Raw genomic sequence first — 14845 nt, 5'->3', positions numbered from 1 at the left:
GATGAATTTGATTAACAGATTAAAAGAAATTTTCAGTATCGAAGAATTAAAGAATAAAATTCTTTTAACTATTGGTTTAATTGCAGTGTATCGTTTTATGGCTGCTATTCCATTACCTGGAGTAGATCCATTACAATTGGCTGCATTAAAGCAAAGTACTGATGGAGGTCTTTTAGGATTATTAAATGCATTTACAGGAGGAGCATTTGCTAGAGCGTCAGTAATGGCACTTGGTATTATGCCTTATATTTCTGCGTCTATCGTGGTTCAGTTAATGGGAATAGCAGTTCCTTATTTACAAAAATTACAAAAAGATGGAGAAAGTGGACGTAAAAAAATTACACAAATAACAAGATGGTTAACTATTGGTATTACTTTAGTTCAAGCACCTACTTATATAACAGCTATTAAAACTCAGTTTGGTTTACCACCTGAAGCTTTTTTGGTAAGTGGAGCTACATTTTGGGTTTCATCAATAATCATTTTAACTGCAGGTACAATTTTTGCAATGTGGTTAGGAGAGCGTATTACTGATAAAGGAGTTGGTAATGGTATATCATTATTAATTACAGTAGGTATTATTGCTAATTTTCCTGCTGCTTTTTTACAAGAATTTGTTGCTAAAACAACAAATGCTGGTGCAGGAGGTATTATGATGGTTTTAATAGAAATCATTGTTTGGTTTGTTGTAATTTTATTAACAGTGTTATTGGTAACGGCTGTCCGAAAAATTGCAGTTCAGTATGCAAGAAGAACAGTTGCAGGGAATATTCAAAATGTTGCAGGTTCAAGAGATTATATTCCTTTGAAATTAAATGCAGCAGGTGTAATGCCAATTATATTTGCACAAGCAATTATGTTCTTGCCTGTTGCTTTAGCTCAAAAATTTCCAGCAATCGCAAGCTTACAAGATATTAATGGATTAGGATATAATGTTATTTTTGCATTATTGATTATCATTTTTAGTTATTTCTACACAGCCATTACTATTCCTACGAATAAGATGGCAGAAGATTTAAAAAGAAGTGGTGGTTTTATACCAGGAATCAGACCAGGTAAAGATACAGCAGATAGATTAGATTCAGTATTGTCAAGAATAACCTTTCCAGGATCATTATTTTTAGCAGCACTTTCTATATTACCAGCAATTGTTGTTCAATTTGGAGTACAACAAGGTTGGGCTATGTTTTACGGAGGTACATCATTAATAATTATGGTAGGTGTTGCAATAGATACATTACAACAGATTAATTCGTATTTATTGAATCGTCATTATGATGGTTTAATGAAAACGGGAAACAGCAATAGAAAATCGAATAAATAATATGGCTAAACAATCAGCAATTCAACAAGACGGAACTATAACAGAAGCATTATCTAATGCAATGTTTCGAGTAGAATTAGAGAATGGACATATTGTAACGGCTCATATCTCAGGGAAAATGCGTATGCATTATATCAAATTATTACCAGGAGATAAGGTAAAATTAGAAATGAGTCCATACGATTTAACAAAGGCAAGAATTACATACAGATACTAAAAAAAATAAACAGATGAAAGTTAGAGCATCAGTTAAAAAAAGAAGTGCCGACTGCAAAATAGTACGCAGAAAAGGTAGATTATACGTAATTAACAAACAAAATCCTAGATTTAAACAAAGACAAGGGTAATGGCAAGAATAGCAGGTATTGATATTCCAAAGAATAAAAGAGGAGTTATTGCTTTAACTTACATCTTTGGTATAGGAAACAGTAGAGCTAAAGAAGTTTTAGCAAAAGCAAAAGTAGATGAAAGTTTAAAAGTTCAAGATTGGACTGATGACCAAATCGCTGCAATTAGAGAACAAGTTGGTGCTTTCACAATTGAAGGAGAATTACGTTCTGAAGTTCAATTAAACATTAAACGTTTAATGGATATTGGTTGTCAGAGAGGTATACGTCACAGAATGGGGCTTCCTTTAAGAGGACAAAGAACTAAAAACAATTCTCGTACAAGAAAAGGTAAGAGAAAAACAGTAGCTAACAAGAAAAAATAATAGTTAGAGATTAACCTAGTTGTGGTTTAGTGTGCCGTATATCTTTATTATACAACTTACTAAACTTAATAACTAAAAGTAAAAACTTATGGCAAAAGCAAGTGCAAAAAAACGTAAAGTAATAGTAGATGCTATTGGAGAAGCTCATATAAATGCTTCTTTCAACAATATCATAATTTCTTTAACAAACAAAAAAGGTGACGTAGTTTCTTGGTCGTCTGCAGGTAAAATGGGTTTTAGAGGTTCTAAAAAGAACACTCCTTATGCTGCTCAATTAGCGGCAGAAGATTGTGCAGGTGTTGCAAAAGAAGCGGGTTTACGTAAAGTAAAAGTTTACGTAAAAGGACCAGGTAATGGTAGAGAGTCTGCAATAAGATCTTTACATAATGCAGGCATTGAAGTAACAGAAATAATAGATGTTACACCAATTCCACATAACGGTTGTCGTCCACCTAAAAGAAGAAGAGTATAATTTGCTGTTTTTCAAATTATAAACTACTTATTTTAGTATTGAAGTAAATCAAAATTATATTTTAACAAATTAGGATTAAGATTATCGAAGGATCAAGCCTTAATTCATAGTCCCTAATTATAATAACAACAAAATGGCAAGATATACAGGACCAAAAACAAAGATTGCTCGTAAATTTGGTGAAGCAATATTTGGAGAAGACAAAAACTTTGAAAAAAGAAACTACCCTCCAGGACAACATGGAAACAACAGACGTCGTGGAAAGAAATCTGAATATGCTACTCAGTTAGCTGAAAAACAAAAAGCTAAATACACTTATGGTATTTTAGAGCGTCAATTTAGTAATCTTTTTAAGAAAGCATCTGCATCTCAAGGTATTACAGGTGAAATTTTATTACAATTATGTGAATCACGTTTAGACAACGTAGTTTATAGAATGGGAGTTTCTAAATCTAGAAGTGGTGCTCGTCAATTAGTTTCTCACAGGCATATTACTGTTAATGGTAATATTGTAAATATACCGTCATACAGATTAAATGAAGGTGATGTTGTTGCAGTAAGAGAAAAATCTAAATCATTAGTTGCTATCGAAGATGCTTTAGCATCTAATAGTAATGTATATGAATGGTTGACTTGGAACAGCGATACAAAAACAGGAACTTTTGTTAAAGTACCAGAAAGATTACAGATTCCAGAAAACATCAAAGAGCAGCTAATCGTAGAATTGTATTCTAAATAATATATTAATCATATTGGTATTTGGCCAAAGGGTTTATTTGTACTTCTTCAAACTTATAAACCGCGCAACCTAATAACAATTAAAACGAAGAAAAAATGGCAATTTTAAATTTTCAAAAACCAGATAAGGTAATAATGATAGAGTCTACAGATTTCTCTGGTAGATTCGAATTTAGACCATTAGAACCAGGTTTTGGTTTGACAGTAGGTAATGCTTTAAGAAGAGTATTATTATCATCTTTAGAAGGTTTTGCTATTACATCATTAAGAATAGACGGTGTAGAGCATGAGTTTTCAACAGTTTCAGGAATTGTAGAAGATGTAACAGAGATTATCTTAAACTTAAAACAAGTTCGTTTTAAGAAGCAAATTGATGAAACAGATAGAGAAACGGTTTCTATATCAATCTCAGATCAAGAGCAGTTTACTGCAGGAGATTTACAGAAATTTATATCAGGTTTTCAGGTACTAAATCCAGATTTAGTTATCTGCAATATGGAAAAATCTGTAAAATTAAATGCAGAAATTACTATTGAAAAAGGTAGAGGTTTCGTACCTGCAGAAGAAAATAAAAAAGCTTCTGCACCAATAGGAACTATCTTTACAGATTCTATTTACACGCCAATTAAGAATGTAAAATATGCAATCGAAAATTATCGTGTTGAGCAAAAAACAGATTATGAAAAATTAGTTTTTGATATAGATACTGATGGTTCAATTAATCCTAAGGATGCATTAACCGAAGCAGCAAAAATATTAATTCACCACTTTATGCTATTCTCAGATGAACGTATTACTTTAGAGGCTGATGAAATAGCGCAAACTGAAACATATGATGAAGAATCATTACATATGCGTCAGTTGTTAAAAACCAGGTTGATTGATATGGATTTATCTGTAAGAGCTTTAAACTGTTTAAAAGCAGCAGAAGTAGATACCTTAGGAGATTTAGTATCTTTTAATAAGAGTGATTTGATGAAGTTTAGAAACTTTGGTAAAAAATCATTAACAGAACTAGAAGAATTAGTAATTGTTAAAGGTTTAAGTTTTGGAATGGATTTAACAAAATATAAATTAGATAAAGACTAATCAAGTCTAATAATAAAAATTAAACACTTTCATATTTTGCTCCTCAAAAAGGGTAGAGCAAGATGAAAGATTAAAACAAACGTCAAAAATGAGACACGGAAAGAAACACAATCATTTAGGAAGAAAGACAGCGCATAGAAAAGCAATGCTAGCTAATATGGCATGTTCATTAATAGAACATAAGCGTATTAACACAACTGTTGCAAAAGCAAAAGCATTAAGAACTTTTGTTGAGCCATTAATTACAAAGTCTAAAACTGATACAACTCATAACAGACGTATTGTTTTTTCTTATTTACGTAATAAGTATGCTGTAACAGAATTGTTTAGAGAGGTTTCTGTAAAAGTAGGTGACAGACCAGGAGGTTATGTACGTATTATTAAATTAGGTAATCGTCAAGGAGATAACGCTCCTATGGCCATGGTAGAATTAGTTGACTATAACGAAATCTATAATCCTAAAGGTGCAAAAGCTAAAAAATCTACTCGTAGAAGTAGAAGAAGTGGTGGATCTAAAACAGAAGCTACTGCTCAAGTAGAAGAAACAGCAACAGAAAAAAAATCTGAAGAATAAAAGATGATGATTTTTTAAAGTATATAAAGGGGTAAACGTTTCAGTTTATCCCTTTTTTTATGTTAAACTCATTTTAACATCTTTATAAAATTGTTAAAATCATAGCACAAAATTCAAATCAACAAAGGTTATAATTTGTAAATTTGACGCGTAAGAAATACAACAACTATCAATGAAATATCAAACAAGAAAAAAGGCTTTAGTTTTATTAGCAGACGGAACAATTTTTTATGGTAAATCTGTGGGAATAGAAGGAACATCTACAGGAGAAATCTGTTTTAATACTGGTATGACAGGTTACCAAGAAATTTTTACAGACCCTTCTTATTTTGGTCAGTTAATGGTTGCAACTAATGCACATATTGGTAATTATGGAATCAATAATAATGAGGTAGAGTCTGATGGAATTAAAATAGCAGGATTAATTTGTAGAAATTTTAGTTTTACACATTCTAGAGTAGATTCTGATGGTAATCTAAAAGATTGGTTTATTAAACACAATTTAGTAGCCATATCAGACGTAGATACTAGAGCTTTGGTTGCTTATATAAGGGATAATGGAGCAATGAATGCTATCATTTCTACGGATATTGATAACATTGAAGCATTAAAAAAACAATTGGCAGAAGTGCCTAGTATGGAAGGTTTAGAATTGGCATCTAAAGTGTCTACAAAAGAGCCATATTTTGTAGGAGATGAAAACGCTGAGATTAAAATTTCGGCTTTAGATATTGGAATTAAAAAAAATATATTAAGAAACTTAGTGAAAAGAGGTGCTTACGTCAAGGTCTATCCTTTTAATTCATCTTTTGAAGATTTAGCAAACTTTAATCCAGATGGCTATTTTATTTCTAATGGACCAGGCGATCCAGAACCACTAGAAGAAGCTCAATCTGTAGCAAAAGAAATTATAGATAAAAATCTACCTTTATTTGGTATTTGTCTAGGACATCAAGTAATAGCTCTTTCTCAAGGTATATCTACTTATAAAATGCATAATGGACATAGAGGTATAAATCACCCTGTAAAAAATTTACTTACAGGTAAAGGAGAAATTACTTCTCAAAATCATGGTTTTGCTATCAATAGAGAAGAAACAGAAGCAAAAACAAATGTAGAAATTACTCATGTACATTTAAATGATCATACTGTAGCAGGAATTCGGTTAAAAGATAAAAATGTATTTTCTGTACAATACCATCCAGAAGCAAGTCCTGGGCCTCATGACTCTGAGTATTTGTTTGATCAATTTATAGATAATATTAAAAAGTCAAAAAAGGTTTTGTCGTAACTTAAATGCATTTCGTCTACACTTAATTGTTTTTTATCAATTATTTTGTAAGGAATGACAAAAAAAATCTACTTTTATAATGTGATGTAAAAATCACATTCTTTTTCATAGCAATTTTCCCACTCATTTTATGAGTGGGTTTTTTATTTAAGTTTATTTTAGAGTAAACGTTTTCGTAATTTATTAGACATTTATCTTCAAATGCTAAGTACATTTTTGTAATTTAGCAACATTACAAAATGATAAAAAATTAATAAAAAATTAATAAAAAATGAGTATTATTCTTAGCGTTCATGCACGTCAAATTTTTGATTCAAGAGGTAACCCAACTGTAGAAGTAGATGTAGTTACAGAAAGTGGTGTTTTAGGTAGAGCTGCAGTGCCTTCAGGAGCATCAACAGGAGAACATGAAGCTGTTGAATTACGTGATGGTGGAACTGATTACATGGGTAAAGGCGTTTTAAAAGCTGTAGAAAATGTAAACGATATTATCGCTGAAGAATTAATAGGTGTTTCTGTTTTCGAACAAAACGCTATAGATAAATTAATGATTGATTTAGATGGTACACCAAACAAATCAAAATTAGGAGCTAACGCTATCTTAGGCGTTTCTTTAGCAGTGGCAAAAGCAGCTGCAAATGAGTTAGGTATGCCATTATATAGATATGTAGGTGGTGTATCTGCAAATACACTTCCAGTGCCAATGATGAATATCATTAATGGAGGTTCTCATTCTGATGCTCCAATTGCATTTCAAGAATTTATGGTAATGCCAGTAAAAGCAGAAAGCTTTTCTCAAGCAATGAAAATGGGTTCTGAAATTTTTCATAATTTAAAGAAAGTTTTACACGACAGAGGTTTATCTACTGCCGTTGGAGATGAAGGAGGTTTTGCTCCAACTTTAGATGGTACAGAAGACGCTATAGAAACAATTGCTTTAGCAGTTAAAAATGCGGGATATTCTTTTGGTGATGAAATTAAAATAGCTTTGGATTGTGCTGCCGCAGAATTTTTTGTTGACGGTAAATACGACTATACTAAATTTGAAGGAGACAAAGGAGTAATTAGAACCTCTAATGAGCAAGCTGAGTATTTAGCAGAATTAGCAAACAAATACCCAATTATTTCAATTGAAGATGGAATGGATGAAAATGACTGGGAAGGAACAAAATATCTTACAGAATTAATAGGAGATAAAGTACAATTAGTGGGTGACGATTTATTTGTAACCAATGTAGAGCGTTTATCAAGAGGTATTAAAGAAGGTATTGCAAATTCAATTTTAATTAAAGTAAACCAGATAGGTTCTTTAACAGAAACAATAGCTGCAGTTAATATGGCTAAAAACGCAGGTTATACTTCTGTAATGTCACATAGATCAGGAGAAACAGAAGATAATACTATTGCAGATCTTGCAGTAGCTTTAAATTGTGGACAAATTAAAACAGGTTCTGCTTCTCGTTCTGATAGAATGGCTAAATATAACCAACTACTAAGAATAGAAGAAGAACTAGGAGAAGTTGCTTACTTTCCAAAAGAAAAAGCATTCAAGATATAATAACAAAATAGTTGTTTACTAAAAAGCTTCATAAGAAATTATGAAGCTTTTTTTACATTATTAAGGAATACGTTAATTTTCTTTTAAATCCCATAAATTCTGCTCTAGTTGACTTTTTAAATTCTTTTAAAAACAGTATCTTCGTCCAAAGAAAACTATACAAAAAAACATCAATAGAATGTCAGATATCGCTAAATTAGAAGTAGGAGGAAAATCATACGAATTCCCACTAATTAAAGGAACAGAGAATGAAGTTGCTATCAATATTAAAACACTTAGAGGGGCAACAGACGGGGTAATTACCATAGACCCTGGATTCAAAAATACAGGTTCTTGTGAAAGTGCGATTACATTTTTAGATGGTGAAAAAGGAATTTTACGATACAGAGGATATTCTATTGAAGAGTTGGCTGAAAAAGCTGACTTCTTAGAAACAGCATATGCATTAATCTTTGGTGATTTACCAACAAAAGAAGAATTAGAGAAATTTCATGATGACATTAAAGCTCAATCTTTAGTAGATGATGATGTAAGAAAGATATTAGAGGCATTTCCAAAGACAGCACACCCAATGGGGGTTTTGTCTTCTTTAACTAGTGCATTGACAGCATTCAACCCTTCCTCAGTAAATATAGAGTCTACAGCAGACATGTATAACGCTATTGTTAGAATACTAGGAAAGTTTCCTGTTTTAGTGGCTTGGACAATGCGTAAAAAACAAGGTTTACATTTAAATTATGGGAAAAAGACATTAGGTTATGTAGAAAACTTAATGTATATGATGTACAAGCAACCTAACGAAGATTTTGAAGTAAATCCTATTGTTAAAGATGCTTTGGATAAATTATTAATCTTACATGCAGACCATGAACAGAATTGTTCTACATCTACTGTTAGAATAGTAGGTTCATCTCATGCAGGCTTATTTGCTTCTTTGTCTGCTGGTATTTCTGCTTTATGGGGGCCATTACATGGTGGTGCTAACCAAGCTGTATTAGAAATGTTAGAAGCAATTAAAGAAGATGGAGGAGATACTAAAAAATATATGGCTAAAGCTAAAGATAAAAGCGATCCTTTTAGATTAATGGGCTTTGGACATAGAGTATATAAAAACTTTGACCCTAGAGCTAAAATTATTAAAAAAGCTGCAGATGAAGTATTAAATGATTTAGGAGTTGAAGATCCAATTTTAGAGATAGCAAAAGGCTTAGAACAAGAAGCATTAAATGATCCTTATTTTGTAGATAGAAAATTATATCCTAACGTAGATTTTTATTCAGGAATTATATACAGAGCAATGGGAATTCCTGTAGAAATGTTTACAGTAATGTTTGCTTTAGGTCGTTTACCAGGTTGGATTGCGCAATGGAAAGAAATGAGATTGCGTAAAGAACCTATAGGGCGTCCACGTCAAATTTATACAGGTGAAAATTATAGACCGTTTGTAGAAATACAAAATAGATAGTTTTTTTAGTAAATTTATAAAATTAAAGCTTCATTTTTATGAAGCTTTTTTTATCATCAAAAGTATGCTAAAACTAAATATTCATAATGAAACTGCTCGTCTTAGAGCAGTTATTTTAGGCATTGCAAATAGTAATGGCGGAGTGCCTGAGGTTAAGGATTGTTACGACCCTAAAAGTATACAGCATGTCTTATCTGGTACATATCCTCTTGAAAAAGATATGATAAAAGAAATTGATGCTGTTGCTGAGATATTTAAAAAATACAATGTAAAAGTATACAGACCTAATGTAATAGAGAATTACAATCAAATTTTTTCTAGAGATATTGCTTTTGTAATAGAAGATAAATTTATTCAAGCCAATATTCTACCAGATAGAGAAAGAGAATATAAAGCTATTTATAATGTTATTTCTCAAATTGATTCAGATAAAATCATCGTTTTACCAGAAGAATGTCATGTAGAAGGTGGTGATGTAATGCCTTGGAACGATTATATTTTTGTTGGTACTTATTCTGGAAAGAATTATGCTGATTTTATCACCGCCAGAACTAATACCCACGCAATAGAAGCCATAAAAAAATTGTTTCCAAATAAAATTGTGAAATCTTTCGAATTGAGAAAGTCAAATACAAATCCTAAAGAAAATGCGCTACATTTAGATTGTTGCTTTCAACCGTTAGGAAAAGATAAAGCAATTTTACATAAAAATGGTTTTTTAGTTGAAGAAGAGTATGAATGGTTGGTTGATTTTTTTGGTAAAAAAAATATTTTTGAAATAACAAAACAAGAAATGTATGATATGAATAGTAATGTCTTTTCTATAGCTGAAGACATTGTTATTTCAGAAAAAAACTTTTTGAGACTAAATACGTGGCTTCGTGAACAAGGGTTTACTGTAGAGGAAGTACAGTATGCAGAAATAGCAAAACAAGAAGGGTTATTACGCTGTTCTACTTTACCTTTAATACGAGATTAAACTCTTCTATTTTATAGTAAAAACCTTACCTGGTTCAGCCAAATCAGTATTTTCAAAAATTTCTTGAGCTTCTTTTTTAAAAACAGAAATATCTTTATAACGCCCAGAATAATGGCCTAATATAAGCTGGTTTACTTTAGCATCTTTAGCTATTTGTGCAGCTTCTTTTGTTGTTGAATGCCTCGTTTTTGTGGCTAAATCTTTTCTATCGTCTAAAAATGTAGCTTCATGATACAGTAAGTCTGTATTTTCAATTATTGGAACAATATCGGGTTTATAAGAAGTGTCACTACAAAAAGCAAAACTTAACGGTTTTTGAGCAGGTAATGTTAACTCAGAATTAGGTACAATTTCACCGGTAGATAATGTAATGTCTTTACCCGCTTTAATATTCAAATAATCTGCCTTATCAATTTCTTCATAATGATTGATATTAGCCATGTGTAATTTTCTAGGTTTCTTCTTCTCAGTAAACAAGTATCCGTTTGTATATACTCTATGATGTAACGGAATTGTTCTTACGCTTACTTTATCATTTTCAAAAATCAGTTCACTTTTTGTAGAAGACAATTCATGAAAAATCATAGGAAATTTAGCATGTGATTGAGAAATTTTAAGTTGTAATAATGTTACTTCTTTTATGCCTTTAGGTCCATAGATATGCAATTCTTTTTCTCTACTTAAAATACCTAACGTAGAAAGTAAACCAACTAATCCATAAAAGTGGTCACCATGTAAATGACTTATAAATACATGAGAAATTTTAGAAAAACCTACTTTATATTTACGCATTTGTCTCTGTGTACCTTCTCCACAATCTATTAAAAAATGGCAATTGTTGATTTCTAAATACTGAGACGTAGGAAAAGCGTTGATTCTTGGTGTTGCAGAATGACAACCTAAAATGGTTAAGCTAATACTCATCTGATAACAAAGCGTTTCGAAATGATTTTCTTTTTATCTTGAATACTATAAATGTATATGCCAGAAGGCAAATCATTCTTATAGAAAGCAATGGTGTTTTTACCAAACTTTACCTGAATATTTTTCTTTAAAACAGTTTTACCCAAAACATTTCTTATAGAAAAATTTACTGTAGAAATATTAGAAGCAGTGAAGTTTATTGTTGTTGAGTTAGTAAAAGGATTTGGAGCAGCAAATACTTTATCGATAGTTTTTTCTTGAGAAAAACCTAAAAATGTGATACTTAAGAATATAATAAAAAGTATTTTTTTGCTCATTTATATTTATTAAAAACCAAGTTCTCTTTCAATAGCTTCCATCTCTATAATATCTTCAGCTTCTTGCAAGGTAGGAACAATATTTAAATTTTCAGGAAAATCATCAATATCTATTTCTGGATTTAATATCACAAATGATGTGCCATTTCCTTTTTTTTGGATAGCTATATCCAAAAATAATAATAAATTTTCTTTAGAAACGTTAATGCTATCTGAAACTTGAACAATGATATTCTCTTCCTTTAACTTTTTTTCTTCAATTAAAAAATTAGTGTAAAATGAGGGAAAAGAGTTTTCGTTAGAAAATACGATTCTAGTAAACTTTTCATTTTTATAGATCTTCATTGCTACCTTTTTACCTGTTGTGCTAATAAATAAATCACGGCCATTCTAACAGCAACACCATTTTCTACCTGATTTAAAATGATAGATTCATCAGAATCTGCAACATCGCTAGTAATTTCTACACCTCTGTTAATTGGTCCTGGATGCATGATTACAATTTTCTTGCCTAAATTGTCTAAAATTTCATTGTTAATACCAAAAAGTTGAGTGTATTCTCTTGTGGATGGAAAATATTTAATATCCATTCTTTCGTGTTGAACTCGTAAAACATTAGCAACATCACACCACTCTAGAGCCTTTTTTAAATTGGTTTCTACGGTAACACCAAGGCTAGAAATATATTTAGGAATTAATGTTGTTGGCCCACAAACTTTAACTTCTGCCCCTTGTAATTGTAGAGCAAAAATGTTAGATAATGCAACACGAGAGTGTAAAATATCCCCAACAATTACAATTCTTTTTCCTTTAACACTTCCTAGTTTTTCACGTATAGAATAAGAGTCTAACAAAGCTTGGGTGGGGTGTTCATGAGTTCCATCACCTGCATTTATTATTTTAGCATTTACATGTTTAGATAAGAAAACACCTGCACCAACATTAGAATGACGCATTACCACAATATCTACTTTCATAGCCAAGATATTGTTTACAGTGTCTATTAGAGTTTCTCCTTTTTTTACTGATGATTGACTAGCTGAAAAATTTATTACATCTGCAGATAGTCTTTTTTCTGCCAATTCAAAACTCAATTTAGTCCTAGTACTGTTTTCAAAAAACAAATTGGCTATAGTAATATCTCTTAAAGAAGGTACTTTTTTAATAGGTCTATTAATAACTTCTTTAAAATGATCTGCAGTTTTAAAAATTAAATCAATATCTGAAGATTTCAGATATTTTATACCCAATAAATGCTCTACGCTTAATTCTGACATACTTTATTTGGTTTCTATATAAACTGCATCTTTTTTATGCGTCTCTTTCCAAGTTACTAAAACTCGTTCTTCATTAATAGCATCTACTTGTCTACCTCTATAATTTGGTTGTATTGGTAAATGTCTACTAAACCTTCTATCTATTAAGACCAACAATTCAATATTCTCAGGTCTTCCATATGACTCTAAAGCTGTTAAAGCAGCTCTAATACTTCTTCCAGAAAATAAAACATCATCTATAATAACTACATTTTTATGTTCTACCAAAAAGTTCATTTCTGTAGCAGTAGCTACTAAAGGTTCATCTCTTCTTCTAAAATCGTCTCTATAAAAAGTTATGTCTAAAAGTCCAATTTTAAGATTTTTAACTTGGTATTCTTTTTCTAGTAAATCTACCAGTCTATTAGCCAAATAAATACCTCTAGGTTGCAGACCAATTAAAACAGTATTAGAAAAATCATTATGATTTTCGATTAACTGGCACGCTAATCGATGTAATATAATTTCAATATCTTTTGAGTTAAGAAGTGTTTTTTTGCTCATAAAAGACCTATCAAATTTGGTTGATAGTTATTGAAAATCAAAATTAATGTAAATAAATGTATGTGCAAAATTTATAATGATCAAAAAAGAAAATTCGCTTTTGTTAATTAAATTGTTAAAAACAATTAGAACTGTAGTAAAAGTTGATGAAGACTTGTACTACATTTAGGTAATAATTCAAATCTCATAGTTATGTCTCTAGTAAAATTTGAATCTATGCTCAAAACCAATGCCGTTTATTTCTTTGATTTGGTTGAGTTTGAGGAAATTATAATCCATTATTTAGACGCAGGTAAACACGCTTTAGCAAAAAAAGCAGTTACTTTAGGATTGCAACAGCACCCTGCATCAGTAGACTTAAAACTGCTACAAGTAGAAATCTATATTTTTGAAGATGCTCTAGAAAAAGCCTCTCTACTTTTAAAAAGGATAGAAAGATTAGAACCTAATAATGATGAAGTTTTCATTCAAAAAGCAACAATAAGTTCTAAAAAAGGAAATCATAAAGAAGCAATTAGTTTTCTTAAAAAAGCACTTTCTTATACTAATGATAAGGTAGATGTTTGGTCTTTAATGGGTATGGAATATTTGTATTTAGATGAGTTTGAAAATGCACGGTTAAACTTTATAAAATGTATTGATGTAGATTATGAAGATTATTCTGCTCTGTACAATGTTGTATACTGTTTTGATATGGAAAAAGAGCATGAATCTGCCATAAAATATTTAAATTCTTACATAAATATTAATCCTTATTGTGAAGTTGCGTGGCATCAATTAGGTAGACAATATTTTATTTTAGATATGTTTAAAGAGGCATTAACTTCTTTTGATTATGCGGTTTTAATTGATGAATCTTTTATAGGTGGCTATCTGGAAAAAGCAAAAACATTAGAACAACTAGAGCGTTATCAAGAAGCTATTGATAATTATATGATTACTTTAGAGTTAGATGATGCTACAGCTTATGCTTATATAAGAATTGGAGAATGTTACGAAAGACTTGGTACTTTTAATGAAGCTATTTCTTTTTATAAAAAAGCGGTTCATGAAGATCCTTTATTAGATAAAGGTTGGATGCAATTGACAAATTTGTATTACAACCAAGAAAATTATCAAAAAGCGTTGTATTACATTTCTAAAGCCTTAAAAATAGAGGAGGATAATGCACTGTATTGGAGACGTTATGCAGAGATAAACTTAAAACTTAACTTTTATGAAGAGGCGGTAGTAGGTTTTCAAAATTGTTTGACATTACACGATGAAGAGTTAGAGGTATTTGTGGCTCTAACAGATGTTTTGTCTTTTTTAGGAGAGTTTACTGATGCGTTACACATTTTATGTAAAGCACAGAAGTTGTACAAGGATTTTGCAGAAATTGAATATAGGTTATCTGGTTTGTTTTTTGTTTTAGAAAAGGAAAAATACGGATTCAATCATTTAATTGCTGCTATGAAAATAGACTTCGGATATCATTCTATTTTAAATGAACTGTATCCAACAGTTTTTGACAAACCAGAAGTGCAACAACTTATTAAAAATTTTAAAAAAGCTTACGAATAGTGTACCAATAAAAAAACCG

At 30.7% G+C, this 14845-nt stretch carries 18 protein-coding genes; 13 read left to right on the top strand and 5 right to left on the bottom strand.

What is annotated here, in order from left to right; all coding sequences use genetic code 11:
• The first annotated feature begins 1 nt into the window (after position 1).
• The 12 genes from secY to DUT90_RS04945 all read left to right on the top strand — a co-directional run bounded on the left by secY (position 2) and on the right by DUT90_RS04945 (position 10202).
• Positions 2-1324 carry a preprotein translocase subunit SecY gene (secY, locus tag DUT90_RS05000; protein WP_114425980.1) on the top strand — a complete coding sequence of 441 codons (1323 nt, stop codon included), beginning with the start codon at positions 2-4 and terminating at the stop codon, positions 1322-1324.
• 1 nt (position 1325) lies between these two features.
• Positions 1326-1541, top strand: a complete 216-nt coding sequence (gene infA, locus DUT90_RS04995; protein WP_015482241.1) for a translation initiation factor IF-1 — start codon at positions 1326-1328, stop codon at positions 1539-1541.
• Between the two features lie 13 nt (positions 1542-1554).
• Complete coding sequence (gene ykgO, locus DUT90_RS04990; protein WP_004568720.1) at positions 1555-1671, top strand: type B 50S ribosomal protein L36; 117 nt, start codon at positions 1555-1557, stop codon at positions 1669-1671.
• Complete coding sequence (gene rpsM / locus DUT90_RS04985) at positions 1671-2036, top strand: 30S ribosomal protein S13 (protein WP_114425978.1); 366 nt, start codon at positions 1671-1673, stop codon at positions 2034-2036. Before ykgO ends, rpsM begins: the two co-directional genes overlap by 1 nt.
• Before the next feature lie 88 nt (positions 2037-2124).
• The gene (gene rpsK, locus DUT90_RS04980; RefSeq protein ID WP_114425976.1) at positions 2125-2508 is read left to right on the top strand and encodes a 30S ribosomal protein S11; all 384 of its coding nucleotides are present in this window, start codon (positions 2125-2127) and stop codon (positions 2506-2508) included.
• A gap of 133 nt (positions 2509-2641) precedes the next feature.
• Complete coding sequence (gene rpsD, locus DUT90_RS04975; protein ID WP_114425974.1) at positions 2642-3247, top strand: 30S ribosomal protein S4; 606 nt, start codon at positions 2642-2644, stop codon at positions 3245-3247.
• A gap of 95 nt (positions 3248-3342) precedes the next feature.
• Positions 3343-4335: a DNA-directed RNA polymerase subunit alpha gene (locus tag DUT90_RS04970; RefSeq protein ID WP_114425972.1), complete on the top strand. Its 993-nt coding sequence runs from the start codon at positions 3343-3345 to the stop codon at positions 4333-4335.
• Between the two features lie 88 nt (positions 4336-4423).
• The gene (gene rplQ, locus DUT90_RS04965) at positions 4424-4909 is read left to right on the top strand and encodes a 50S ribosomal protein L17 (protein WP_114425970.1); all 486 of its coding nucleotides are present in this window, start codon (positions 4424-4426) and stop codon (positions 4907-4909) included.
• Between the two features lie 172 nt (positions 4910-5081).
• Positions 5082-6200 (top strand): glutamine-hydrolyzing carbamoyl-phosphate synthase small subunit, encoded by a 1119-nt coding sequence (gene carA / locus DUT90_RS04960; RefSeq protein WP_114425968.1) that lies wholly within the window; start codon positions 5082-5084, stop codon positions 6198-6200.
• A gap of 271 nt (positions 6201-6471) precedes the next feature.
• Positions 6472-7758 carry a phosphopyruvate hydratase gene (eno, locus tag DUT90_RS04955; protein ID WP_114425966.1) on the top strand — a complete coding sequence of 429 codons (1287 nt, stop codon included), beginning with the start codon at positions 6472-6474 and terminating at the stop codon, positions 7756-7758.
• Positions 7759-7936: 178 nt separating this feature from the next.
• Positions 7937-9223 (top strand): citrate synthase, encoded by a 1287-nt coding sequence (locus DUT90_RS04950; RefSeq protein ID WP_114425964.1) that lies wholly within the window; start codon positions 7937-7939, stop codon positions 9221-9223.
• A gap of 64 nt (positions 9224-9287) precedes the next feature.
• Complete coding sequence (locus DUT90_RS04945; protein WP_114425962.1) at positions 9288-10202, top strand: dimethylarginine dimethylaminohydrolase family protein; 915 nt, start codon at positions 9288-9290, stop codon at positions 10200-10202.
• 6 nt (positions 10203-10208) lie between these two features.
• Here DUT90_RS04945 and DUT90_RS04940 read toward each other — a convergent pair whose 3' ends face one another.
• Genes DUT90_RS04940 through pyrR form a run of 5 tightly spaced genes read right to left on the bottom strand, consistent with a single transcriptional unit; the run spans position 10209 to position 13263 of the window.
• Positions 10209-11126, bottom strand: coding sequence for a ribonuclease Z (locus DUT90_RS04940; RefSeq protein WP_114425960.1), 918 nt, complete (start codon positions 11124-11126; stop codon positions 10209-10211).
• Positions 11123-11443, bottom strand: a complete 321-nt coding sequence (locus tag DUT90_RS04935; protein ID WP_114425959.1) for a T9SS type A sorting domain-containing protein — start codon at positions 11441-11443, stop codon at positions 11123-11125. The genes DUT90_RS04940 and DUT90_RS04935 overlap by 4 nt, the downstream gene beginning before the upstream one ends.
• 9 nt (positions 11444-11452) lie before the next feature.
• Entirely contained in the window at positions 11453-11788 is a 336-nt protein-coding gene (locus tag DUT90_RS04930; protein WP_114425957.1) for a hypothetical protein, read from the bottom strand.
• A gap of 2 nt (positions 11789-11790) precedes the next feature.
• Positions 11791-12720, bottom strand: coding sequence for an aspartate carbamoyltransferase catalytic subunit (locus tag DUT90_RS04925; protein WP_114425955.1), 930 nt, complete (start codon positions 12718-12720; stop codon positions 11791-11793).
• 3 nt (positions 12721-12723) lie between these two features.
• Positions 12724-13263: a bifunctional pyr operon transcriptional regulator/uracil phosphoribosyltransferase PyrR gene (gene pyrR / locus DUT90_RS04920; protein WP_114425954.1), complete on the bottom strand. Its 540-nt coding sequence runs from the start codon at positions 13261-13263 to the stop codon at positions 12724-12726.
• A 192-nt stretch (positions 13264-13455) separates the two neighbouring features.
• Here pyrR and DUT90_RS04915 point away from each other — a divergent pair, with 192 nt between their 5' ends.
• Complete coding sequence (locus DUT90_RS04915; protein ID WP_114425952.1) at positions 13456-14826, top strand: tetratricopeptide repeat protein; 1371 nt, start codon at positions 13456-13458, stop codon at positions 14824-14826.
• The last annotated feature ends 19 nt before the right edge of the window (positions 14827-14845 follow it).

Source organism: Polaribacter sp. WD7 (genome assembly GCF_003335085.1).
Classification (GTDB): Bacteria; Bacteroidota; Bacteroidia; order Flavobacteriales; family Flavobacteriaceae; genus Polaribacter.
The sequence above is the reverse complement of the archived record's forward strand: the minus strand, read 5'-3'. Positions and strand labels throughout refer to the sequence as shown.